This window comes from Sphingobacterium puteale (assembly GCF_003627955.1).
Lineage (GTDB): Bacteria > Bacteroidota > Bacteroidia > Sphingobacteriales > Sphingobacteriaceae > Sphingobacterium > Sphingobacterium puteale.
Map to the genome: position 1 here is coordinate 17,849 of NZ_RBWS01000019.1, position 24,069 is coordinate 41,917.

At 41.5% G+C, this 24,069-nt stretch carries 19 protein-coding genes; 15 read left to right on the forward strand and 4 right to left on the reverse strand.

All coding sequences use genetic code 11. From position 1 onward, the window contains the following. Window positions 1-18 precede the first annotated feature (18 nt). The 8 genes from D7322_RS21800 (at window position 19) to D7322_RS21835 (ending at window position 15,631) form a co-directional block, all read left to right on the forward strand. Window positions 19-3,486: a TonB-dependent receptor gene (locus D7322_RS21800; protein ID WP_245971413.1), complete on the forward strand. Its 3,468-nt coding sequence runs from the start codon at window positions 19-21 to the stop codon at window positions 3,484-3,486. Window positions 3,487-3,490: 4 nt separating this feature from the next. Further along, a complete protein-coding gene (locus D7322_RS21805; RefSeq protein ID WP_121126328.1) occupies window positions 3,491-5,224 on the forward strand; it encodes a DUF4397 domain-containing protein in 1,734 nt (577 codons plus the stop codon). Between the two features lie 135 nt (window positions 5,225-5,359). Next, window positions 5,360-6,565, forward strand: coding sequence for a hypothetical protein (locus tag D7322_RS21810; protein ID WP_121126329.1), 1,206 nt, complete (start codon window positions 5,360-5,362; stop codon window positions 6,563-6,565). 12 nt (window positions 6,566-6,577) lie between these two features. Then, window positions 6,578-7,690: a fasciclin domain-containing protein gene (locus tag D7322_RS21815; protein ID WP_121126330.1), complete on the forward strand. Its 1,113-nt coding sequence runs from the start codon at window positions 6,578-6,580 to the stop codon at window positions 7,688-7,690. Continuing rightward, the gene (locus tag D7322_RS21820; protein ID WP_121126331.1) at window positions 7,680-9,023 is read left to right on the forward strand and encodes a fasciclin domain-containing protein; all 1,344 of its coding nucleotides are present in this window, start codon (window positions 7,680-7,682) and stop codon (window positions 9,021-9,023) included. The genes D7322_RS21815 and D7322_RS21820 overlap by 11 nt, the downstream gene beginning before the upstream one ends. A gap of 2 nt (window positions 9,024-9,025) precedes the next feature. Continuing rightward, complete coding sequence (locus D7322_RS21825) at window positions 9,026-10,024, forward strand: fasciclin domain-containing protein (protein ID WP_121126332.1); 999 nt, start codon at window positions 9,026-9,028, stop codon at window positions 10,022-10,024. A 37-nt stretch (window positions 10,025-10,061) separates the two neighbouring features. Further along, window positions 10,062-13,376, forward strand: a complete 3,315-nt coding sequence (locus tag D7322_RS21830) for a TonB-dependent receptor (protein ID WP_121126333.1) — start codon at window positions 10,062-10,064, stop codon at window positions 13,374-13,376. A gap of 98 nt (window positions 13,377-13,474) precedes the next feature. Continuing rightward, window positions 13,475-15,631 (forward strand): IPT/TIG domain-containing protein, encoded by a 2,157-nt coding sequence (locus tag D7322_RS21835; RefSeq protein WP_121126334.1) that lies wholly within the window; start codon window positions 13,475-13,477, stop codon window positions 15,629-15,631. Between the two features lie 88 nt (window positions 15,632-15,719). Here D7322_RS21835 and D7322_RS21840 read toward each other — a convergent pair whose 3' ends face one another. From D7322_RS21840 to D7322_RS21850, 3 genes are all read right to left on the reverse strand, one after another. Then, on the reverse strand, window positions 15,720-16,460 hold the full coding sequence (locus D7322_RS21840; RefSeq protein WP_121126335.1) for a metallophosphoesterase family protein: 741 nt from the start codon (window positions 16,458-16,460) through the stop codon (window positions 15,720-15,722). Window positions 16,461-16,653: 193 nt separating this feature from the next. After that, a complete protein-coding gene (locus D7322_RS21845) occupies window positions 16,654-17,415 on the reverse strand; it encodes an SDR family NAD(P)-dependent oxidoreductase (protein ID WP_121126336.1) in 762 nt (253 codons plus the stop codon). A gap of 93 nt (window positions 17,416-17,508) precedes the next feature. Further along, complete coding sequence (locus tag D7322_RS21850; protein ID WP_121126337.1) at window positions 17,509-18,423, reverse strand: helix-turn-helix domain-containing protein; 915 nt, start codon at window positions 18,421-18,423, stop codon at window positions 17,509-17,511. Window positions 18,424-18,602: 179 nt separating this feature from the next. Here D7322_RS21850 and D7322_RS21855 point away from each other — a divergent pair, with 179 nt between their 5' ends. From D7322_RS21855 to D7322_RS21875, 5 genes are all read left to right on the forward strand, one after another. Then, window positions 18,603-19,028 carry an organic hydroperoxide resistance protein gene (locus D7322_RS21855; protein WP_121126338.1) on the forward strand — a complete coding sequence of 142 codons (426 nt, stop codon included), beginning with the start codon at window positions 18,603-18,605 and terminating at the stop codon, window positions 19,026-19,028. A gap of 3 nt (window positions 19,029-19,031) precedes the next feature. After that, the gene (locus tag D7322_RS21860) at window positions 19,032-19,400 is read left to right on the forward strand and encodes a DUF1304 domain-containing protein (RefSeq protein WP_121126339.1); all 369 of its coding nucleotides are present in this window, start codon (window positions 19,032-19,034) and stop codon (window positions 19,398-19,400) included. A gap of 12 nt (window positions 19,401-19,412) precedes the next feature. Beyond that, complete coding sequence (locus tag D7322_RS21865; RefSeq protein WP_121126340.1) at window positions 19,413-20,048, forward strand: nitroreductase family protein; 636 nt, start codon at window positions 19,413-19,415, stop codon at window positions 20,046-20,048. 45 nt (window positions 20,049-20,093) lie between these two features. Further along, the gene (locus D7322_RS21870) at window positions 20,094-20,525 is read left to right on the forward strand and encodes a MarR family winged helix-turn-helix transcriptional regulator (protein ID WP_121126341.1); all 432 of its coding nucleotides are present in this window, start codon (window positions 20,094-20,096) and stop codon (window positions 20,523-20,525) included. A gap of 69 nt (window positions 20,526-20,594) precedes the next feature. After that, window positions 20,595-21,017, forward strand: coding sequence for a hypothetical protein (locus D7322_RS21875; protein WP_121126342.1), 423 nt, complete (start codon window positions 20,595-20,597; stop codon window positions 21,015-21,017). 23 nt (window positions 21,018-21,040) lie between these two features. On the opposite strand, the gene nudK is transcribed toward D7322_RS21875, so the two are convergent. Further along, the gene (nudK, locus tag D7322_RS21880; RefSeq protein ID WP_121126343.1) at window positions 21,041-21,622 is read right to left on the reverse strand and encodes a GDP-mannose pyrophosphatase NudK; all 582 of its coding nucleotides are present in this window, start codon (window positions 21,620-21,622) and stop codon (window positions 21,041-21,043) included. Window positions 21,623-22,121: 499 nt separating this feature from the next. Between nudK and D7322_RS21885 the strand changes: the two genes are divergently transcribed. Together D7322_RS21885 and D7322_RS21890 are read left to right on the forward strand one after the other, a co-directional pair. Next, the gene (locus tag D7322_RS21885) at window positions 22,122-22,880 is read left to right on the forward strand and encodes a helix-turn-helix domain-containing protein (RefSeq protein WP_121126344.1); all 759 of its coding nucleotides are present in this window, start codon (window positions 22,122-22,124) and stop codon (window positions 22,878-22,880) included. Window positions 22,881-22,908: 28 nt separating this feature from the next. Continuing rightward, window positions 22,909-24,066 (forward strand): FAD-dependent oxidoreductase, encoded by a 1,158-nt coding sequence (locus D7322_RS21890; RefSeq protein ID WP_245971414.1) that lies wholly within the window; start codon window positions 22,909-22,911, stop codon window positions 24,064-24,066. The last annotated feature ends 3 nt before the right edge of the window (window positions 24,067-24,069 follow it).

Consider the following 24,069-nt stretch of genomic DNA (forward strand, 5'->3'; position numbering starts at 1 on the left):
ATTAACAACAACAAATATATGAGTTTTTATCAATGCATGCGTGTTATGAAAATCACCATGGTATTTTTAACTTGTTTGTTGGTGAAAGTCAGTGCGTTTACTTATGGTCAACGGATTACACTCAACAGGCAAAATAGCAATATCCCAACTGTTTTAAAAGAAATAAGGCAGCAGAGCGGCTATGATTTTTTTTACGATAATGGCTTATTTAATCGAGCAAAAACCATTAATATCAGCCTCAAAAATGCGACTGTGGAGGAGGCGTTAGCGATCTGTTTTGCAGGACAGCCTTTTGGTTATGTCGTGAAGAATAAATTAGTTGTTGTGACAGCTGCGCCTTCGGGTTCCAGCAAAGCAACTCCTATAGTACAGCAACAGCTCCTTTCGGGGCGGGTAACCGACCAGGAAACCAAGCGCGCGCTGGCCAGTGTGTCTATCCGTGTCAAGGGAACCTCGGGTGGGACGAATTCCGATGCCAATGGAAACTTCTCCTTAACGGTTTCCAGAATTCCGGCAACATTGGTTGTTTCGTATTTAGGTTATCAGACAAGAGAACTGGAGATAAAAGAAGCACAGGCAAATCTTGCGGTCAGTCTGGCACCACTTGCGACAGCCCTGGAGGAGGTCACTGTTCAGGCAAGGCGCAAAACGAATACGGAAACGGCCGTACTGGAAGAACGTAAACGTGCATCCATTGTACAGGATGCTATTTCCGCTGAAATGATCGAGCGAACAGGAAGTATCACAACTACTCAGGCGCTACAGCGTGTCACGGGAGTGACCGTAACGGATGATAAATATATTGCCGTTAGAGGGCTAGGGGACCGGTCTGTGATTGGACAGTTGAATGGGGTGCGGCTGGCATCTTCAGATCCTGATCGTAGTGCGATCCCCCTGGATCTCGTGCCTGCGTCACTGCTGGACAATATTACGGTTTATAAAACAGTTACGCCAGATAAGCCCGCAGATGCAGCTTCTGGTATCGTTGAACTCAAAACGAAATCTGTACCAGATAAGATGACATTCGAACTTATCGCGCAGACCGGTCTCAATTCGAATATCGGTCTGGGCGGTAATTATAATAGCTTCTGGAATAGCGAAATGGGATTGTTAGGGACAAGAATTAATAAAAAGGACCTGTCACGGGATTTCCTGGATCTCGCGAAACAATATCCCAATGGCCTCAGTTCGATTCAGGATATGATCGCCAATAGCAACTATAGTCCCTCCGGATATCAGGAAGTGAACCGCATCAATGGTATTATGAAAAGTTTTGATCCTGTCATGACGACACGATATCGTCGGGCACCTATGAATCAGCTGTATTCCGCTACCTTTGGAAATAGCTACGACGTTTTCGGTAAACACAAATTGGGACTTGTTGTCGGTGGAAATTATTACCGAAGGTTCTCGGATACTTATCAGGGCGAACTGACACAATACAGTATCTACCAAGGTGTCGTTACAGGCAATCCCGATATATTCAGTTTTAGAAATATCCCCAATTATATCACGCCCAATAGCTTATTTATGGGCAAATATCAAACCTATCAAGAAAATACAGGGACAGAAACTCTTAACTATGGTACACTTGTCGGTGTTACCTATCGTTTCAATCCACAGCATGAAATCAGCATGCAATACCTCGGAAGCTGGGGGGGTGAATCAATCGCAACTAATCTGAATGGGCGTTATGAATATTCAGGTTTACCGGGGGAGGTCCGAAGCACCATTCATTCCTTAAAACAGACTTTCCGAAATCTGAATACATTTAATTTACAAGGTGAACATAAGTTTTTGAAAGATGAATTTTCCCCGCGATTGAGCTATAACGTGGCGACATCAAAATCCACCCAAAATGATCCGGATTTTAGATTTGTAAGTCTGGTGGATTACACCCCCAGAGGCGGGGGCTGGTATAGACGGCCCATTGTCGGAGAACAGGCAGGTAGCGATGATTATGTTTATTCTGAACACCTGTATGCACTCACATCGGGATATGTCAACGGATTTGGAAATTATGGCATTATCCAGGCCGAACCCAATGGTCGGAGATGGCGCAATTTAAATGAAGACAATTTTAATGCAAAAGCGGATTTAAATTTTCCTTTTAAGCTGTTTGGACAGAAACAATTGTTAAAGACGGGCTTTAACTACCTGTTCAGAGACCGCAAATTCATGGAAAACCAATTGTTTCTGCCGGGATCGAATTTTACGGGCAATAAATCAATTCCTTTGTATGATGTGCAAGGAAATCTGGATCGCCTGGTCAGCAATGAAATAGTTGGCGTTGTGCTGCCCAAGGCCGGACAGGGGGAAGGAATGATGCCAATAGGAGGATTTCTATACAATAGCCAAAAATCACCAAACAACTATAAAGGCTATTTCGAAACCAATGCGCTTTATGGTATGCTGGATCTTAAAATTGCGGAGCAGCTACGTATAGCGGGAGGAGTACGGTTTGAGCTGACCAATATCGGATCGGCGGTAGATACAGCCAATGTATTTTTAGATCCTGCACTTACGGCAACATCTCCGGATGGAACACGTATTCCATTGGATCCAATTAATCCAAATTCTGTCTATAAAACAGGTTACAAACCTTTTTATTCGGTAAATGCCACTTATACGCTCAACGATAATATGAATTTTCGTGGAGCTTTCAATACGACCTTGGCAAGACCGGAGCTGCGGGAGATTACGAACGTCTTTGAATTTGATGCGTTCCAGATGGGGTTGGTCGTCGGTAATCCTAATCTGAAAAATCAGTATACACAAAATGCAGATTTTCGTTGGGAATGGTTTCCTGCAAAAGGGGAAGTGATCGCTATTTCTGCTTTCGGAAAACGTATCGAGAATCAATTGGTCAAAGTTTTTAATTTAAAAACGGAAGGTCTGGCCGCCACTTACCCTGAATTTCCGACAATTCAATTCCAAAATGATGCTAATGTCGGTAAAGTGTGGGGACTGGAGTTCGAGGTAGTCAAGAATTTAGGAAGCTTATATGATCCTTTGAAAAATCTGTTCCTCGGTACAAACCTCCTGTTGGCACAGAGCGAGATAAAAAAATCTGCCGAACGTTATGAAGCGAATCGTTCCCTTGATCGGTACACGCCTAAAAATAGCCCTTTGTTTGAACAAGCCCCTTATTCCATCAATGCTTGGTTAAATTATGATAATGGCAAGTCCGGCACTGATCTGACCTTGACCTTCAACATGGTGGGCGAACGTTTGGTACAGATTAATCTGACAGGGGAGCCTGATCTGTACACGCAGCCCGTGCCTTATCTTGATTTTGTGTTTTCACAAAAGCTGAATAAACGGATCTTGTTTAAAGGCTATGCCAAAAATATTATGAATCCTGCCATAAAAACAGTGTATGCAAACCCACAGACCGGCGGGAAATGGTATGGAAATGAATACATCAACCGAAGCTACAAACGTGGTGCGGAAATTATGATCGGTTTTACCTATAACTTATTTTAATCCAATGAAAATCAATGTCTTTACCAATAGTTATTGGCGGTTGTTGGGAGTTTCGGCTTTATGTTCCCTTTCTTTTTCCGCTTGTAAAAAAGAAAAGCTGGACGTTATTACCGACAATCGTTCTGTAACCGAAAATAGACCAAATTCGAATTCGAGAATTGTTAACTTATTTGACTACAACCAACTTATTGCCAATGGTGATAGCTTGACCAATTTTGTGGTATTACATCCGCTAAATCAGGATAACTACAAATATCCGGGGACATCGTATTTCCCAACGGATGGACGTCTGGGGAAAATATGGCCTATTCCACAAGATCTTTTTAACCAGAAAGAAGAGGCTGAATTGAGTTTTGCTGCACGTTATTATACGGGATTTGGTGTAGACCATGATCTTAAAATCAATGTAAATAATAGTTATGATACACCCAAAGATTATTTTTTGCTACCAACTACGTTCATGAATGGTCAGCCTGAGGTTGTCTCCATAGCGCGGGCAGCGACAAGCCCGGATAAACCCGATCATTTCAAGATCAGGATTGTGAATCTAGCTGGGGCAATTAAAAATCCAGCCAATGGATTGACGGGGGCACAGGAGAATTTGGTTGGGGAGATATCGCTGGCCTATGCCGACGGTGCACTGGTTAGCCCAAAGACCAATGCAATATCAGTTGCACGTATGGCGTCTGAATATATTGAATTGCCTTACGGTACTTATCAATTCAAGGTATTGCTTCAGGATGGAAGACCGCTTCCCGCATTGGGATCCGAACGACATGAATATGGTCTGATTGATCTGCCAACTTCTACCATCCCGGAAAATCATGCAAGATCAACTAATCTGGTCTATGCTCCCATTCAGGACTTCAAGCCCGGTGGGGTATATACGATTGTAGTTGCTCCGCAGAAATTTAGCTATATCTCCAATGAAATAGATGAAACTGTGAATGTCTATCAGAATTCATTTCAGATTATTACAGATATCGCTGCGCCGGTGAACCAAAGTTATCTTCGGATACAGGGAGTCAATGCATACAAAGACCAGTCCATCGGATTTAAGATAGACGGAAAGACACTTGCATCGGGCCTTGATTTTGGAGAAGTGAGTGCGTATGGTGTATTTACCCAGAAACGGTATACGATTGAGGCAGTCGACAATTCGGGCAATGTTATCGCTTCCCTAAACTCGGAGCTACGCAGTAATCAAAATTATACGATTTGGATATACCCGGATCAAAATGGAAGGGCTCAACTGTTACTGATTGCCAATGATCTAAGTGGTACGCTGCCTTTACCTGCCGAAGATGATGGTACGTATAGCAGGCTCGCCTTTAAGTTTTTCTTTTTCAATCGTTTCCTGAATCTATCTATTGGTAATCCTTATATCACGTTTACACTTCCAAATGGGCAAGCTATCGGAAATCATTCCAATGTGAATCTTCAGCCGGGAATTCCGTCGACACATATGCCTTACACGAATATGAATACGATGATGGAGCCTTACCAGATTATGGCTTATCGATCTAAGCCTGATGTGGTTCCTGGCGTGTGGGCCGAAGATATTGATGTATTGAAATCTACTGACTTTATTGCGGATAAATCTCTTTATACAAAAATAAAAAGAGCATTACCTGCTCACGAACCCGGAATTTATACCGTCGCATTAATTGGAAAAAGCGGTGCAGGAGCATCTGCTAAAGAGAAAGCTAGAATGATCATTATCAAACATAATAAGTAATGAAACCATCACGATTTATTCATTCACATAGGGGAATGGTTAACCGGGCGAAGCGAGCTCATGAATGCCGCTTAAAGCAAACACTCGATGAATAAATCTGATCGCTTCACTACAGCTGAAAAATAAAATTAAACGATGAAAACACAAAGAATATTACATGGCGTAAGTGTATTAGGCCTTTTTCTCATCCTGTTCACAGCTTGTACCAAAATTGACTATACACAGATCGATGAGCCTGCTTACCTCAGGGTATTTAATAACATCAATTATGTGCAGACCATGGGCAGCAAGGATGATAAGGTACCTTATTTCTGTATGCTCATCAATCCAAAGACTGGAGCTGACGGGAAATTTACAGGAGCAGAAATCATAGGTGATTTTTTGGACAAGCGTGATCCTTATGCGCCACCTTATCCTTCACATATCGGCAACAGCACAAGTTTGAGTAATCCAGAATATCCGGGAAAAGAGAATGTACTGGTTGGTCCGGTTTTAAATGGATTTGATCTAAGCAGCTGGGCACAGATTCCATCTGGAGAAGTGCGCCTTGTATTTGCTTACCGACCCAAAAATACAGTTCCGTTCTTTGAATTGGAAGAACGCTTAAGAAATGACATCCTGATAGATACGGTGATTAACCTCCAAAGTAAGGAGGTGTATACATTGCATCTGCTGCAAAAAGATTTTGTCAAGAAAGACCATGGGATTTTATTGAGGCAGGAAAACTTCCATAAACTCCCTTTATCGGATTCATTGGTCTACGTCAATTTTTACAATATGAGCGCAAAAGGATTCTGGGAAGCTGATGCCAGTTTAAAAGATGACGATTACAAACTCGCAAGTTTTAAGTATGGCATCAAGGATGAAATGAACGTGTATATGTCGCTTTATGAAAGTCAGGAAGAGTTGAGCCACTATGCCGCCACCGTAAAAGGATATCGCGGTAAGTTTATGGCCACAATCAGACGTAATACGAACTCAGATGTTGTAAGTTCCTATGCGAGCTTTCCGCTATGGGCAAGTAATCATGCGAATGGCATTCGAACATCCATATGGGAACGGTTTGACTTTTTTGCGCCCGGAATGAATCCGGTTACAAATCCTTTTTACGATAGTGACCGCAATACAGGAAGCAATTGGGCTGTACTTAACTGTCTTCTGAATGGAAAAGTTGGATTAACAAGTAATGAAAATGGAACGCTGCTTCCGAATTTATTGGTCAATGTCCATTCCGGAAAAGACAACCCGCGCACTTTCGCTACGGTCAACACGATTGAAGTTGTTAATGGTCGAGTGTACTTAACGACAATACAACGGAAATATGCACCTCCTATCTACTAAACATAAGCAAAGATGAATCGAAATATAAAATATAAGATGGCTAAGATGAGGTTTATAGGCTGCTTTTTTGTATACCTGTCTATTTCTATCCTACAAAGCTGTAAACATGACAATCTTACTATGCCTGTACCGAATGAAAATATACGGCCGGCAGCAGATTTTATTCATAATAATTACGAAATGCGCCTATTTGATGCTGCGCTCCAAAAGACAGGAATGGCAGTGGAGCTCAATGAAGCGGGACCATTCACAGTGCTCGTACCCAATGATCTTGCATTTAATGAAATAGGGATATTTAGGCCAACTGATTTTGACAGGATGAATAAAGATAGCCTACGGCGGATCATTGCCTACCATATCCTTCCCCGACGCCTTTATTTGAGTGATATTCCGAGCAACGCTGTCGATTTTCGGTATGCAACCCTTGAGGGGTCAGAATTATATGCTTCCATAGGTTCGATCATGCCCGGGGCAACTGCACCATCCAACATGTTGTTTTTCAGCGGTGCAAAGACAATCCGTAAAGACGTAGTGCTGTCCAACGGTGTCCTGCATGTGCTTGATAAGCTGATGAAGCCCCAGTTTGAAAAGAATATTCAGGAATGGTTGAGTGATAAAAAGGAATATACGGTGTTTGTCGCCGGATTGAAAAAATTTGGACTGTGGGACCAACTTGCTGAAAAAGGTCCATTCACGGTGTTCGCACCAACAAATGAGGCACTGGAAAAGAAAGGAATTACGATGAACTTTTTGGATACCGCCGTGCCTGAAAGATATATAGCTGAGGTATTATTCGGTGCCTATATCATGTATGATAAACATTTTTTTATCTCGGATTCGCAGGTGTTCAGCATTATTAATTCGAACGGTTCGTATAAGTATCATTTGAAAGATAATATCCATTACATGGAATACTTGGCGAATGAGACTTATCCGACCTGGAAAATGAGTTACTATATGAAGCTTAGAAGTAACGATACATTTTATTCAATTATCCTGGCGGATATAAGTTATTCGGTCGGGGCTAAAATGGACTATCTGTGTAGTAACGGTGTGGTACATGATTTGGATCAAGGCTTAGTAAGTCCTGATCAGGTTATTAAAAAGGAAGAAAATGAAAAATAAATCAATTAAGGTCACTCGACATATCGTACTGATGTGGGTTGCGGGTTTGCTCCTGATCTTCTCTTGTCGTAAGACCGAATTTATGCCTGACATTGTAGGTGAACAGGTTCCTTATCAAAACGAGGCAACACAAGATATAGGCCAATTACTGGCTAAACATAACGAGACGAAAGTATTTTTAGGTGCCTGGCAAAAAAGCAATATCTCAGCACTTATTAAAGCGCAAGGTATTCATACGAAAGTCACGGTTTTGGCTCCAACCGATAATGCGCTCAAGCAAGCTGGAATTACAGCGGAGACTATTCAAAAAATGACAACCGAAGAACTTATCGAATTTGTTCAGTTTTATAGCTTCTGGGGTGAGCTTGATCAGACTAAACTTGGTAAATATAGTTTAATGGTTCGTTCGATGTTGAAAAATTCAAAATTTCGTGTTCCTTTTTATGATAATGAGGAACCTATAGGACGACGCTATGACCTTTATTATTACCGACATTATCTAGCTGTAAAAGATGGAGAGCTACTGGTTAATGGTAAATCAGTAGGCAAATTAACTTACGAATCCGCAACAGATGGGGGGATCTATTTCATGGAGAAATTTGTTCAAAAACCGACTATGACCATATTGGATGCATTAAAGGCAGACGGAAGGTTTACCTTTTTTATTGAATCTCAGCGATTGGCAGAGGAGGCATTTTTTGAGAAAATGTTGGATGATATTGAACCATTGTGGGGTTATCGAATGAGCAAAGAGGAGTTTTTAAGCTATTATCCCGATGCCAGGGCACCTTATACCCGTGGCTGGGTGGCGGAAAGCGATCCTATTTACGAAAATGAGGCCAATCTGACCTTGACCGCAACATTTGCACCTACGGATGATGCCTTTAAACGGGCGGGATTTAACAGTGTACAGGATATTTTAGCGTTCAATGCCAAAAGAGGAGATGTGAGATATGATGAATTATACTTTGAGCCCCGTGGAGCCTATCCGATGGATACTCTGTTCAGCTATCATCGCAATTGGGGAAGGATAGTGGCGACAAAGGATCCGGCATATGGTATGGCGATGGGTAACAACACTGTATTTTATAGCAATGACCTGGATCCTGTATTGTTAAACGATTATTATGTGAATATAGGCGGTTCAGGTCAGGTTCAATATGCTTATAAAATGCCATTCGCCTTTTCCCAGAATGAGAACCAGATCCAGATGAAGATAAAAAATGCAGAACAGGCGCCGGTCAATATGGTGGAGACGGATATCAATACCATCAATGGACCTATTCACGTACTTGATAATTTGTTAGTTCCGAAAGGTTTTAAACTTAAATAGAGATGAGACAATATAAATTTAGCGCTAGCAGATATGTAATGCTTTTGCTGATCAGTAGCCTAACATTTGCCTGTAAAAAGGAGGACAGTGCTGTTGGCTTCGATAATAACAGTGTGAATCTTGTCGTTGCTGATAATTTTAATTTATCGGCGTTTAATGCTGCTTTGCGTGTAAGCAATTTGGATAAGGAACTGAAAACAGGTAAGGGACCTTATACCTTGTTGGCACCGTCGGATGAAGCTTTTGCTAATGCGGGATACACCAGTGTCGTGGAAATATTAGCTGAACGTGCTTCAATAATTTCGAATATCGCCAACTATCACCTATTGGACGGAAAATATGAATTGGATAAACTGCCATTTTTATTTAATCAAGAGCTGCAAACACGAAAAGGTAAAGTTTATGCCACACATTGGGTCAAAGGCGCAGATACGGTACTCACATTAAATGGTGCCCGTATTTTGACCCAAAATTTGCCAGCCTCGAATGGACTGGTACAGGTCCTCGACCGGGTGATGACGCCTTATGTACATGATAAGATTGTGGACGCGATCAATGCAGATGCAAGCATCAGCATATTTGCCCGAGCTGTCAAAAGAACTGCTGTGTTATCGGATAAAGGTAATCAAGGGCCTTATACCGTTTTCGCGCCAATCAATACGGCGATGGCGAAACTGGGATTCGCTTCGGTACAAGAGGTTGACAAAGCAGGTTTGGCAGAGTTGAAACAAGTAGTCAACTATCATATCGTTCGCGATCGCCGCTTTGTATACGATTATATTCTAAGTACAGGTAACACAAATTTATCTAAGCAAACGATGCTGGATGGAAATAGTATTCAAATAAGATTGATTCCCAATGTAAACTCTCCGGGATCATTTATGGGCATCGCACTCCGTGGCCTGGGTAATACCAGTGACGTCCTCCTGTATAAACAGGATATATTAACTGGTGAGGGGGTACTGCATATTGTCGATCAGGGCTTGCAGATTACACAATAATAAAAAAGTTTTATCTCACGATTTAGGAAAACAAGAAATGAATAGATATCAATATGACAATATATGCATAGGAAGATCAATCGGGATCGCCTATCCGCTATTGTCAACACTCAAGTTAATTTTCCTCTTTTTACTTCTCGTGCAAGGATTTGTTTCTTCGGCACAGGAAACGTCAGGTGCACTTATCGGAAAGGTTCAAAATAGTGCTGGAAGCGCTGTCGAGAAAGCGACAGTTACTATTGTACACACCCCCACAGGCACGCGTTACGTACAGTCCACAGATAAAGATGGACATTTTACTTTGAACAATATTCGTACCGGTGGGCCGTATACAGTGGATGTGAGCAGTATAGGGCTTCAGGCCGATCACAGAGAGGATATCTTTGTACGCCTGGGAGAAGCTTTGCAAATTGACTTTATTCTGCAACAGCGCACAGAAACCCTTGGTGAAGTTGTCATAACAGGCCGAAAACGGGAAACTAGGGCCGGTACAGTAGGAACAGGGAGTCATATTAGCCGTGAACAGGTACGAAATATGCCAACAGCAAATCGTTCGATTACGGATGTGACTAGACTAACACCACAGGGAAGCCGGGATAATAGCTTTGGCGGAACTAACTTCAGGTACAATAATGTGACTGTGGATGGAGCTGTCAATAATGATGCGATAGGTTTTAGCCCTTCTCTAGGCGGACAGACGGGTACCTCGGGAATGGCAGGAAGCAGCACGCGGACCAATCCGATATCGATCGATGCTATCCAGGATATGCAAGTGTATCTGGCTCCCTATGATGTTAAAATAGGAAATTTTACGGGTGGATCTGTCAATGCCGTAACACGGAGCGGGACGAATCAGGTCGAGGGTTCGGTGTACGCTTATGGACGTAATGCCGCCCTTACTGGGAAAGATCGTGTGGGAACGCTAGGGAAAATGAATAAAGATTTTTATGACTATCAAACGGGATTTCGAATTGGGTTTCCATTGATAAAAGATAAGTTGTTTTTCTTCAGCAATGAAGAGCTGACACGACGTCAAGATCCTACACAACTGCGTGTAGGAACGGTTGAAACGGCCCATATTCTGGATCGCGCTGATGTCGAGGCGATAAAAACGGCGGCGCAGTCGCGTTACGGAGATATTTTTAATATTGGAACAGCTGATAATTATACCAATTGGTCACGTTCAACCAAATTCTTTAACCGCTTGGACTGGAATATCAATGCCTTGCATCAGCTGGCTATTCGTAACAATACGATCTTCAGCAAAGCGACACATATGGACAGGGATCAGCAAGATTTTCGTTTCAGTGGAATGGCATTTGAACAGGAAAATAACCAAACGAGTACTGTTGCAGAATTAAAGAGTAGATTTAGTAACAATCTCTCCTCCAATGTTGTATTGGGGTATACGCAGGTAAACGACCGTCGTGACCCGCTGAGTGACCCTTCTTTGCCTCAGGTGCAGATTCAGGGACGTACACCAGGAACAACAATCTATCTCGGAACTGATCGCGAAGCCAGTATTTTTAATATGCGACAAGGGACATGGGAGATTACAGCAAACCTGAACTGGACGAAAGGTAGACATAAGTTTTTGTTTGGAACACATAATGAACTTTATCGTATTCGCTATGGTTTTGTCAACAGTTGGAATGGTCGAGTGGATTACAACAGTATTGCCGATTTTGTTGCCAATGTACCTTATCGTGTTAGAGGGAGCTATAATTATACAGACAATACACGATCCTATATTTTAGATCATCCCGCAGCGGACTTCTCGGTCAATATGTATAGTCTGTATGTTCAGGATGAAATCCGTGTAAATGATCATTTACAAATTATCCCTGGACTTAGAGCAGATTTAGCTAGCCTACCCGATATGCCAACGTTAAGTGACAAAGTCAGCGATATGTGGGCGGATCCTGGTTTTGGGACAAGTTATACATACACCCCTGCCAATCGCCTTAGAAACGAATTTTTAAATAAAATCCAACTTTCCCCACGTATTGGGTTTCGATGGGAAGCAATGGACAACCGACAGTTGATCATAAGAGGCGGAGCCGGATTATTTACGGGACGTATACCGTTCGCTTGGCTCGCTTATGCTTATTACAATACGGGTGACAGTTATGGTGCATTTGATCAAAAAGCTGATCAAAAACCTTTTGCTCCGGGCTCTGATCCCATTAAACCTAGCCAGAATGGGATAGGTGACTTTATTGGACAAAACGGTGCCATAATCAATGATCCAAGCACGGGTAAGACACAGGTAGACTTGGTTGATAATAATTTTGTACTGCCGCAAGTTCTACGGTCAAGTTTAGGGATAGACTATCAGGCGGAAGGCTGGAAGTTCACACTGGAAGGTATTTATACAAAAAATATAAAAGATGTATTATTCCAACAGCTAAATAATAAAGATAATCCGTTATGGTATGGATATGATATCGGCAAGCAACAACCTGTTTACAGTGGTACTGTTGACAATCGTTTTTCAAATGTTTATCTGTTGAGCAATACCAGTCAAGGCTATCGGTATAGCATCACAGGGACGATCGGGAAAACGATCAAAGAAAAGCTGAATGCGACTTTGAGCTATACCTATGGACAGTCCAAAGATTTGAGCAATGGGGTCCGTAATTCTATGGAGAGTAATTGGCAGCTCAATCAATCGTTAATTCCGAACAATCCGAAATTGGCCTATAGTAACTTTGATATACGTCACCGCATCGTTTCAAGCATAAATTATGAACAAGTATGGCGCAGTGCCGGACGGACAAGTTTTACCTTATATTTTAGTGCGCAATCGGGTAGCCCATTCACCTATGGTATCGTCAACAATAGTATTCAGGGATTGCCTCAGCAGGTCAGCTTGGTGTACATTCCGAGAGCAACAGAAGCAATCCGTTATTTCAAGGATATCGCCGGTGGGATGTCCGCCCAACAGCAGGCGGAAGCTTTTAACCGATTTATTGACGGCAACGAATACTTAAGTTCCCGTAGAGGTGACTTCACAGAACGAAATATGGGAAGAACACCATGGAATCTGCAGGCTGACTTACGCATTGCCCATGATCTCTTTGTTCAGAAGTCAAAAAAACAATTTATTACATTTTCAGTGGATATTATGAACTTGACTAATCTGATCTATAGAAAATGGGGTATTCAATACTTTTCGCCCAATACATTTAATTCCACGAGTAGCGTAGGGTTAACACCTACATTGTTCCCCCCGAGCCAAAATGCGGAAAGCTGGCCTGTATTTACGTTCAGCGATCCGGGCCAACCTTACAGCATAGATTATTTTAACTCGAGGGCACAGATACAGTGTGGTGTTCGCTATACTTTCTAATTAAAAGACGCCTAGAAGACAGTTTAAATTGTAACAATTGAAACAATGATTCGAGTGGTGAAACTCAATAAATAAGGTAAAAAAAAGAATTTATTCTTATGAAAAATATAATAAAACTAACAATGATATGCATAGCAATGGCGATTGCATTCATCAGCTGTAGTAAAAAAGAGGAATTGATAGATAAGGAGATAGCGAAAGTAAATAGCTATTATCCTAATTCAGGCAAGGCGGGCACATTGGTTACCATTGAAGGAGAGGGATTCAGTAGTTCAATAACTGAATTTACAGCCACAGTTGCTGGAAATTCGGCAGAGGTAATCAGCGCGACTCCCACAGCAGTCGTATTACGTGTGCCGAAAGGTGATAAAAGTGGAACAGTTGTCTTGAAATATGGTAACAATAGCTTTGATGTGGGCACGTATACTTATCAGGACCTGTCTATAGCAAAAGTTTTTCCGACGAATGGTACCCTCGGTACCCAATTACGGATTGACGGTGAGGGATTTGGCAGCACTGAAACTCCAGCGGAGGTTTACGTTAATGGCAAGAAAGCATTGGTGGTAAGCGTGACCGATAAGGTGATCATTGCTGAAGTTCCCGAAGATGCTGGATATGGTGCTGTGGAAGTACGTGTAGACGGGAAAAAGTCTCAGGGACAGAATTTTACCTATCAGGTTATTCGCAGCATTAAACCAGCCACTGGTGGAGCAGGAACAAAGGTTACGTTGACAGGAGAAGGCTTCGAGAAGCTGAATTCGGGCAATGTGGTAGATTTTAATGGTAAAATTGCTACCGTCCTGGAATCCAGCCCTGAGAAAATTGTCGTTGTTGCACCAGCAGGAGTGGGTACGGGACTCTTGTCCGTCAATATCAATGAACAGAAGATCTCCGGTCCGGTGTTTACAGTGGTCGGCAAGCCTGTGATTGAAGCAGTTTCACCTTTAAGTGGTCCAAAGGGAGCCGAAATGACGATTAATGGGCTATTATTTAGTAAGATATTGGACGAAAATCAGGTATTCATCAATGGAAAGCAGGTCGCTATTTCTTCAATTAGCGAAAATCAGATTAAGCTGATCATTCCAGGGGGGACTGGATCAGGCAAGGTAAAGGTTGTTGTCAATGATCAATCGGTCGAAGGCCCACAATTCAAAGATCAGACATTGGGGATACGTTCAATGAGTCCGGACAATGGTCTGGCCGGGACGAGTGTTACAATCCTGGGAACTGGTTTTAGTACAAATCTGGCAGAAAATCTCGTTTATTTTAACGGAGTTTTGACGCGGGTAAGCAGTGCCAGTGAGAATCAATTAGTACTGGAAGCACCACAAGGAGTAACAACAGGTCAGGTGAAAGTTGTCGTTGGCAACCAAGACGCCCTGGCACCGCGACCATTCCGTAGGGCCGGAATAACGACTCTGGCAGGTGGCCCCGGAATGACCACTTTTGGCAGTAACATGGCTGGAATGGCAATTGATCAACAAGGCTATATCTACGTCACAGATCCAGAGAATAAACAAGTGAAGAAGGTATCGCCTACAGGGAGTGTTTCCATCTTGCAGGTCGATGGCGCCAACGCAATTTTTGATTATCCGTCAGGAATAGCAATTGACCAGCAAAATAATATCTACGTCAGCGATCAACGTGCAAATCAGATCTTTAAAATTACGCCTACAGGTAAACGTACAGTACACGCACGCGGATTTTCGCCGACAGCCATGTGTATTGACTTATCAGGAAATTTGTATGTCTCGGTTGCTGGATTTGGATTGGGGGTCAACAAAGTCAATAACACTGGAAGTTATACAAGGGTAACGGGACCATCCTGGGTGTTGGGCAAACCCTTTGTGGATAACCAGGGCTACCTGTATTATTCCGATCAGAATACAAGCAGCAACAATGGGATTGAAATAGTGAAACCGGGTGATAACCGCGGGGTAATATTTGTTGGAAATTCGGATGCTGGATACGTAGATGGCATAGGAACTGCCGCAAGGTTTAATGGTATCGGTGGAATTAGCCCTGGCCTGAATAACCGATTAATCGTCGCTGATAACAATAATTATGCTATCCGTGAAGTCAATATGACAACCAAAGAGGTAACAACCTTGATAAAAGCAAACTATGGCTATGCGGATGGTACATTGGCGACAGCTAAATTCACGTCGGTAAAGGATGTTGTGGTGGATAAAGAGGGCAATATTTACCTTATGGATGTGGCGAATAAAGCGATTCGGAAATTGTTCCTGAAATAAAAATGTATATCCCCGATGTGTTAATATTGTTCTAAAAAAGTTAAGTTATTTTTTGAAACGATATAAGATAAGCAATCGGGGATTTTTGTTAATTACTTTCTATGGTGCGTAAAAAATCGCCATAGAAATCGGGAATATCACTGTGATAAATAGCCGCTGCGACTTCCTCAATCGGATAATCTACTTTAACTATTTTGGCTTCTATGTTTTCTTCTGTCAGCGTCACTAAGGTATAGGAAGCCTTTCTGTCTTTTTCTTTGCTTCGGCCGACAGACCCACAATTGATAAACAGGACTTCTTCAGTCCGTTGGACATAGGCGTGATGGGTATGACCCATGACCAAGATATCAATGGCTCTTTCGCGTAATTGAATTGAGAGGTCCGCTTTGGGTGTTGATTCATGAATGTATTCATCATTACTATGAAGACTGGCGTGCACAAGCAGGATCTTTCTAAGACGATCACCGACTTTGAACGTTAATTCAATATTGTAAGGTAATGTTGCTAGCCATTTTTTGTGAGCAGCTGTTATATCGTTTTTGCTGAGATTGATGGCGATGTCACGGTTTACTGTTTCGATCGCATCGTGGTGTGGTAAGGGGATAATAGGCTCATCGAAGGCAATCCTCTGATCGTGATTTCCGAGTAAACAGGGGATATTTCTTTCCTGTATTCGGGCAATAACCTCATTTCCCCATGGGGCAAAATCGACCAGATCACCTAAACAGTAAATCTGTGTTACCCCGCTCTTTTTTATGTCCGCTAGTACTTCGTCCAATGCCACAATATTGGCATGTATATCACTTATTATTGCAAGTTGTATCTTCATCTATCCTACAAACTTAGCCATTCGAAGCGCAAATTAACAGTATGCTTATTGTTTTTAAAAAGAAAATGAAATTGGTATTATATTCATTAAGATGAATCATGAGTGATAGCAGCGAAAATAATATACAATATTTTAATAAGTATATAACCTGTATTATAACAGTAAGATATATACTTATTTTCTATTAAGATGATTAAAGGTTCATTCCTCCGGATACCTCAATGCGTTGTCCATTGATCCATCGGGCGTCTTCTGTGCACAAAAAGGCAACAACGCCGCCGATATCATCCGGTACGCCGGCACGCCCCAATGCCGTTACACTCGCAATATGTGCATTTGTTTCCTTGTTATCACGTACATGTCCGCCGCCGAAATCTGTTTCAATTGCGCCCGGAGCGACGACATTTGCTGCAATACCACGATGTCCAAGCTCCTTGGCCAGGTATCTTGTCAGAACTTCGACCGCACCCTTCATCGAACCGTAAGCGGAAGAGCCCGGAAAAGCGAAACGGGCAAGACCGGACGATATATTAATAATACGTCCGCCGTCGTTTATAAAGGGAAGCGCTTTCTGGGTTAGAAAAAAGACACCTTTATAATGGATATTGTATACTGCGTCAAATTGCTCCTCTGTCGTATCCATAAAAGGGGCATATAATGCCGTACCTGCATTGTTGATCAAAAAATCAAAATTCGGCTGCCCCGTTTGTTCTTTTAGATGATCGGTTATTTGTGCTATAAACTGATCAAAGGAATTGATGTTACCCGCATCGAATTGAAATGCAGCGGCATGCTGTCCTAAGGCCTGAATGTTAGACACCACATGATCTGCTTCTTCTTTGTTGCTATGGTAAGTCAGTATGACATCGATTCCCTTTTTAGCGAGATTAATTGCCATGTTCCTTCCCAACCCCCGGCTTCCGCCAGTTACTAAAGCGATTTTATTTTTAGCCATTTTTATTTTGTTTTAAAATTTAATAGGACAAATTTCGCTTTTAAAGTATCCGATGCGTTTGTGAAAAGCAAATGAATATTTGCGAAATTCAAATTATAGCGGCTGAGAACGAAAATTGTTTGGAGAAAGCTTGGTCTGCTTTTTAAAGAAATTAGAAAAATGTGCTATTTCTTCGAAACCGAGCGAGTAGGCAATCTCGGAAATATTCCAGTCTGTCTGTTTGAGAAGAATTTTTGCTTCCTGTGTGATTCGGGCACTAATTACGTGGGTGGTTGTGTTCCCTGTACTGTCTTTCAGAATTTTATTCAGATGGTTCACATGGACTGCAAGGCGTTCGGCAAAATCATTTGCTGTCCGTAGCTGCAAACGCTGCATCGGAGATTCTATGGGGAACTGTCTTTCCAATAGCTCGATGAATAGGGAGGTAATTCTAGAGGCGGCATTATGGGTCGGGTTGCTGATGCCTTTCGGTTGTAGTTTCTGTCCATAATGAATAATTTCGAGCACATAATTCCTTAAAAGATCATATTTAAACACGTAATCGGAAGATAACTCCTTATTCATTTTTTCGAAAATGTGTTCAATCTCAAGACGCTGCTCCGGGGAGATCTGAAAAACGGGAAGTCCCCCCGGTTGAAAAATAGGCAGATCATCCAAAACAACGCCACTTTTATTTCGTGCTAAAAAATCATCGGTAAAAACGCAAAAATAACCTTGTTGCTGCTCGTCTCTGGGTATCCAATGATAGGGTACTTTCGGTGTCGCAAATACTAAAGCAGACTCTTCTATTTCAATCACTTTATCGGCGTATTCAGCGGTATTCTTTCCTGTGATTAAGCTGATTTTATAATAAGTTCGTTTGTTGTATGGCATAATGGGCTTCTCTTTCAATGCGGCAGCGAGTTCTGCGTAACTAAACACATTAAAATGCCCGATCTCCCGTGCTATTTCCTTGGGTATCGTTGCGTTGATTTCGTGGTAGAACTGTTCAATTGAGGTTGTTTCCATATGGATTAAATTTGCAAGAATCAAATTTAGATTTTTTTATTCATTAACTCAAAATATCCACGCCCCATCCCTTCGGATTGCCGCCAATTTTCATTTTAATGTCAATAGAGCAATTATATTTTGCACAATATAATTTTTCAATCTATATTTGTGATGTTGAAACGAAAACAAAATAAAATATGAAAACGTTATACACAATAGGGGCTACCGCCAAAGGCGGCCGAAACGGCCAGGTGAAAAGTGAAAATGGTATATTGGACCTGGAGGTTCGGATGCCGAAGGGGCTTGGTGGTGCAAATGATAATTATGCAAATCCAGAAATGCTTTTTGCGGCTGGTTATGCTGCCTGCTTTGACAGTGCTTTGAATTTAGTGATTCGACAAGAAAAGATACAAACAGGTGAGACAGCCGTTACCGCTAGGGTGAGCATTGGTCAATTGGAGAATGGCGGTTTTGGACTTGCGGCAGAATTGCATGCGAATATCCCTGCGGTTAGCTTGGACATTGCGCAGCAGCTGATTGAGAAAGCGCATCAGGTATGTCCGTATTCCAATGCGACCAGAGGTAATATCGAAGTAAAATTAACAGTATCAAATAACGAATAATATATGGATCATATAGCCACTGTGCTTACTCTATTTGTCCTGGTAGAACATATTTACATTGTTTGGATGGAAATGTTTGCATGGGAGACTGCAGGACGGCGTAGTTTCGGGAAATCGCTTCCCGATGCACTGTTTAAGCCCACAAAAGGACTGGCTGCAAACCAAGGTTTATATAATGGCTTCTTGGTAGCCGGTTTGGCTTGGTCGTTTTTTATCAGCGATCCGGGCTGGAGCGATAATGTTCGCCTATTCTTTTTGGGCTGTGTTCTTGTTGCAGGCATTTTCGGCGGTTTTACGGCAGGTAGAAAGATATTCTTTGTACAGGGGATTCCGGCATTGTTGGCGATATTATCCGTTCTTTTTTCAAAATAAAATAGCAATTAAATGTCATTAATTACAGACTTACAATGGAGACATGCTGTGAAAGCGTATGATCCTACAAAAAAGGTTTCACAAGAAAATATTGATAAGATATTGGAGGCAGCACGCTTTGCGCCAACATCTTCGGGGCTACAACCATTTAAAGTATTGGTGGTCGAAAATCAGGCTTTGAAAGATGAACTGGCAAAAGGTGCCTTAAATCCTGACTGTATGCGCGAATGCTCTCACGTGCTGGTTTTTGCGGCCTGGGATAAATATACAGAAGAGCGCATTGATAAAGTATATGATTTCACAACAGATGAGCGGGATTTGCCGCGGGGCCGCTTCGGATCTTATACAGATAAATTGAAGTCCATTTATCTAAATGAGGCAGCAGAGCATAATTTTGCCCATACTGCCCGACAAACTTATATCGCATTGGGTTTAGCCTTGGCACAAGCAGCCGAATTGCGGGTAGACAGTACTCCGGCAGAGGGCTTTGATAATAAAGTTGTGGATGAGGTGCTGCAGTTGGATAAACTTGGGCTGAAAAGTGTATCGTTAATGTATGTCGGTGTTGCCGACGCTTCTCGTGATTGGATCTCTACCATGAAAAAAGTGAGAATGCCAAAAGAAGAATTTGTCATCGAATATAAATAGGCACTTCCTGATCTTCAGACTTTAAGAAAACAATATCTTTGTAAAATGGATGACTTATTGAAATTGGACAAACAGTTGTGTTTTTCCGTATATGTTTTGCATCGGGAGATTATGCAACGTTATCGTGCTATTTTAGAAGAGGTAGATTTGACTTATCCGCAATATATTACGATGATGGCCCTATGGGAAAATGACGGACAAACCGTAAACCAGCTTGGGGAAAAGTTGTTTTTGGATAACGGAACCCTTACACCTTTACTGAAACGGCTGGAAGGCAAGTCATTGCTCACCCGTACCCGAAGCAAAACAGATGAAAGGGTCGTGAAGATACAATTAACTACACAAGGGACAGAACTGAAAGAAAAAGCGAGTTGCATTCCCATGCAGATCTTTGAAGCTTTAAAGCTGGATTATTCCGATATGCAGCAGCTTAAAGCGTTAGCAGATAAAATCGTGACAAACGTGGGTAACGGCTAATATTTTAGTGTTAGATTTACGAATTGTATTTTTAGCTGAATCAATGGCTAGTCAAATTTTATCAGAAGAATGCGGTTAATTGCAATTTGTTTTATCCTGTTTGTCCTCCTATTTACAGGTTGCCAGGAAAAGAGAAGGGATGCAGAGCTATCGAAGTACGTTGCTTATAGTAATCGCGATAGTGCGCAACTTGAACTTAATCTCTTTGAAAGCCGTTTTCATGGGAAATTACGATTTTATCGCCCGGGTGGTGAAATTGATTCAGGAGAGATTCAGGGGAATATCAAAAAAGATACGCTGGCTGGTGATTATTACTATGTTCCCTTTGGCTGGGGACAGAAAAAAAGAAGACCCTTTGTTTTGCTTAAGAAAGGGTCTCAATATATTTTAGGAACGGGTACCGAACAGGTGTATATGGGGATACCACATTACATACCATCAACGATCAGTTTTCAGCAGGCCAAGTATGTTTTTACAGCGGTAGTCCATTAAGATGTTCGGCTGGGAGGATATCGCTACAAAATATTGTTCAATCTAATATATTGCAGTAGCATAATGGTCTTACCATCTTTGATTTCGCCGCTTTCGATCATAGCTAATGCATCTTGAATATTTAGCTCCAGTATCTCTATATTTTCCTCTTCTTCTTCTAATCCACCACCATCACTGATCTTCATGCCGTTCGTATATTCCGCGATAAAGAAATGTAGAATTTCGGTAACCGAACCGGGTGACATATACGCTTCAAAGATCTTTTTTGCTTCCTTGATCTGATAACCTGTTTCTTCTTCTGTTTCCCGACGGATACAATCCTGTGGCGAATCTTGATCCAATAAACCAGCACAGGCTTCAATTAACATTCCAAATTCATTTCCGTTGATATAGGTTGGAATTCTAAACTGTCTGGTCAAAATGATAGTCTTGTATTCTTTATTATATAATAGTATTACGGCTCCATTTCCTCGATCATAAGCTTCGCGGCTTTGCTGTTGCACCGTTCCGTCTGGTTTTGTATATTGATAGGTGACCTTTTTTAAGGTATACCAATTATTGGATAGAATTTCTGTTTTTACAATTTCAATATCTTTGATTGCCATTTTTAGCGTGTTAAGGTCAAGGTATAAAAGTAAGTAATACGCTCCAGATAAAATAGGAAAATATAGTTCTACCTAGGCTATTCTTTATGTTTTTTTTCCATGGCATCCTAATTTTTTTTGCTGAGTCCCGTATGTTATTGCTTCCAGTAGCGCACGTTGTTTTTTATTTTAACCCATCTTCCAATACCTTTTTGTCTAACTTAAATTCCCTATAACCGAAGGCTCCTGATTTATATCCTATGACGGCACCGAACTCGATATTAGTTATTGAAGAAGATTTGGAAAATACTGCCGAACAATAAACGTGCTATGAGAACAACGGCTTTTCAAATAGACGAAAATTTATTCCGCAAAGCCTGTCGGAATCGGTAGCATATTTCTGTGTTAATAAAAGAATTGATCCCCCGATGTTGTGAGATTAATTTTTAAATTTAACAAAGGATAAAAGCGGCATGAATCAATAAATAAGAACGTCATAACATACAAGTGGAATAATATAATGGAAGAAGGGCTATATTACAAGATTATTAAACCCGATGACCCGCTTTCTAATTTTGTGGATAGTTTTTGGTGTCTATATAACCACTCAGATGAGGTAAAAGAAACAATAGGCCTACCGGATGGGCGGGTGGATTTGTTTCTTTTTTGCTCTCCGGCAGATGGTTTCCGGATTCTATTGCTCGGCCTGGGTACACAGCCACATGAGCAGGCATCAATTCCAGTTGATTGCGTAATGTTTTGCATTAGTTTAAAGTTACTTGCAGTAGAATATATTTTACAGGAGAGCATAGCTGATATTATAAATTCCGGTAAATTATTGAAGGAAGATTTTTGGGGTTTTAGTGAGCAGGATCTACAAAATTTTGATCGGTTTATTGAAAAATCTACCCAATTGTTGCTGTCAGTTTTACCGACAGTTATCGATAAGCGTAAACAGAAATTATTTGATCTTATATACAAGAGTAAAGGCTCTGTAACAGTTTCTGAGCTTTCAGAAAAAGTCTGCTGGACAAGTCGACAGATCAATCGTTATTTTAATCAGTGGTTTGGGCTCTCCCTAAAAGCGTATTCCAACATTTTACGTTTTCGGGCTTCTTTAGATCATATAGCACAAGGCAAGCTCTTTCCTGAGGAGCATTTTTTTGATCAGAATCATTTTATCAAAGAAATCAAGAAATTCGCAGGAGTGGTTCCTAAGGAATTGCTAAAAAATAAAAATGACCGATTTATACTATTATCTTCCCTGACATCGAAATAGTTTTGTCTTAAATATTTTTAAGAACACTATGATGTTAATTGAAAACAAAAAAATTGCCATCGTTGGCGGTGGAATAGGCGGCTTGACCCTTGCCCGATTATTACAGATGCGCGGGGCGGATATACAAGTTTATGAACGCGATATTGACCGCGGGGTACGTGTGCAAGGATCTACACTGGATCTTCATGAAGGAACAGGTCTTGAAGCGATAACACGTGCTGGACTTATTGACGAATTCTATAAATATCATCGTCCGACAGCCAGTAAGTTACGTATCGTAGATAAGAAACTCCATGTTATATTTGACGATCATGACCATATCGCCGCAGTTGCCGAAAACCGACCAGAAATTGATCGCGCTCCACTACGTGAGATCTTATTGAATTCGCTGAATACAGATACTGTGGTCTGGAATCGTCATTTTGTTTCAATGGAAAAAAAAGGCGAAGGCTGGAAATTGCAATTTAAAAATGGACAAACGGCCTATGCGGATCTCGTTATTGCCGCCGATGGTGCAAATTCTAAAATACGTCCTTATCTCAATGCACCCAATCCAATTTATTCGGGAATTACATTGGTAGAGGGAAATATTTATGATGCGCAAAAAAATGCCCCTAAACTATTTGAATTTACAAAAGGAGGGAAGGTGATGGCTTTTGGCGATGAACAATTCATTGGGTATGGAACGAAAGGAGATGGATCCATTATGTTTGTCGCTAGTACAAAAGCGCCCGAACATGTTTTTAAAGAGCAGTCTAATGATGTTAATCTTAAACAACAGGTTTCCGATTGGCTAAATGTTAATTTTTCGGGCTGGGGGGAAGCCTGGGAGGAATTTTTTGCTAACGAAAATGTGTATTTTATACCTCGGCCACAGTACTATTTTCCGCTCGATCAAAGTTGGATTACGCAGTCTAATCTCACCATGATTGGCGATGCTGCCCACCGTATGCCGCCTTTTGCGGGAGAGGGCGCAAATGTTGCCATGCAAGATGCATTTGAACTTGCGGCGTGCCTGACAGATGGCAATTTTGAAAGCTTAGAACTTGCACTTTCCTATTTTGAAAAACAGATGGTTCAACGGGGAGCCGCAGCGACACAGGATACATTGGAAAATAGTGACAGAATGCATTCGGCAACTGCTTTGCAACAGATGCTGGATTTTTTTACTGAAACTGAAGAATAGAGA